This window comes from Bradyrhizobium sp. LB8.2, from assembly GCF_040548035.1.
Lineage (GTDB): Bacteria > Pseudomonadota > Alphaproteobacteria > Rhizobiales > Xanthobacteraceae > Bradyrhizobium.
Map to the genome: position 1 here is coordinate 1 of NZ_JBEPQV010000082.1, position 1,143 is coordinate 1,143.

The 1,143-nt window shown below is 69.6% G+C and carries 1 protein-coding gene; it reads right to left on the reverse strand.

Annotated elements, in window-relative coordinates:
• Positions 1 to 1,143, reverse strand: a 1,143-nt coding sequence (locus tag ABIB06_RS38840; protein ID WP_354053438.1) for a DUF1522 domain-containing protein, incomplete at both ends; no start/stop codon positions are given.

Consider the following 1,143-nt stretch of genomic DNA (forward strand, 5'->3'; position numbering starts at 1 on the left):
TGATGCCGCCGACGCCCGAGGTCCGTGCCGCGGTGAAGGCGCTCGCAGTGCCGGTGTTGCCGGCAAAGCCGAGCCCGTTCAGCGCGTTGCCGGTGCCTGTGATCGAGAGGTCGGCATTGACGCCGGTCGAGATCTTGAGCTGACCAGATGCGTTGATCGACGAGTTGGTCTGGCCGGTCGCAGTCGTAAGCGCAGCAACGCCGCTGGCGTTGATCGTCGCGGTCTGCACGCCGGTGGCAAGGTCGATCGCCTTCAGCACGTCGTTAACCGTGCCGGACTGCAGATAGACGGTCGAGTTGCCGCTGCCGTCGGTGACGACCGCACCGCTCGCACCATACCCGCTCGGAACGCTCGGAGCACCGGTCGTACCCGGGGTCGGCGCGTTCTTGAAGGTGATGACGTGACCGTCGACGTTCAGCGTCGAACCGTCAGCGATCGTCGCACCCAGCGAGCCAGCGCTCGTGGTCCGGTTGACGCTCACGGTGGCGTTGCCGCCGCCCACTGCCGAGCTCAGGCCGAGAGCCTTGAGCAGGTCGGCCTTGCCGGTGACGCTCAGATCCGCGCCCGTCGAGCTCTTCAGCGTGACGGCGCCGCCGCCGACGCTCGAAGCGGTCTGGTTGACGCTGGTGGCGAGCGTCGCGGCACCCGCGGTGATGGACGCCGTCTTCACGCCGCTGGCGAGATCGACCGCGGTCAAGAGATCGTTAACGGTCGCAGTCGGGGTGCCCGCGGTGCCGAGATAGACGGTGGAGTTGCCGCTGCCGTCGGTGACGAGGTTACCGCTGACGCCAGAACCGGAGGCCACCGCAGTCGACGCCGGAGCAGAGCCCGAGCGGAAGGTGATGGTCTTGCCGTTCACGGTCAGCGTGTCGCCGTCGGCGGGCTGGGCGTTGCCGACCAGGCCGGTTGCGGTCGTGCCCGAGGTGGCGATCAGGGTGATGGCGCCGGTCAGGGCCGTGGTGCCGTCGCCGGCCGTTCCCGCGGTACCCGTGAAGGTGCCGAGGGTGGCGCCGAGCGTCGTGGTGCCGCCTGCCGCCGTGGTGCCGCCGGCCGTGCCGTTATACACGACGTTGCTGCTCGCGGTCGCGCTGGCGAAGCTCGTCGTGCCGCGCAGGTCGGCCGCCGTCGCACCCGAGATCGAGG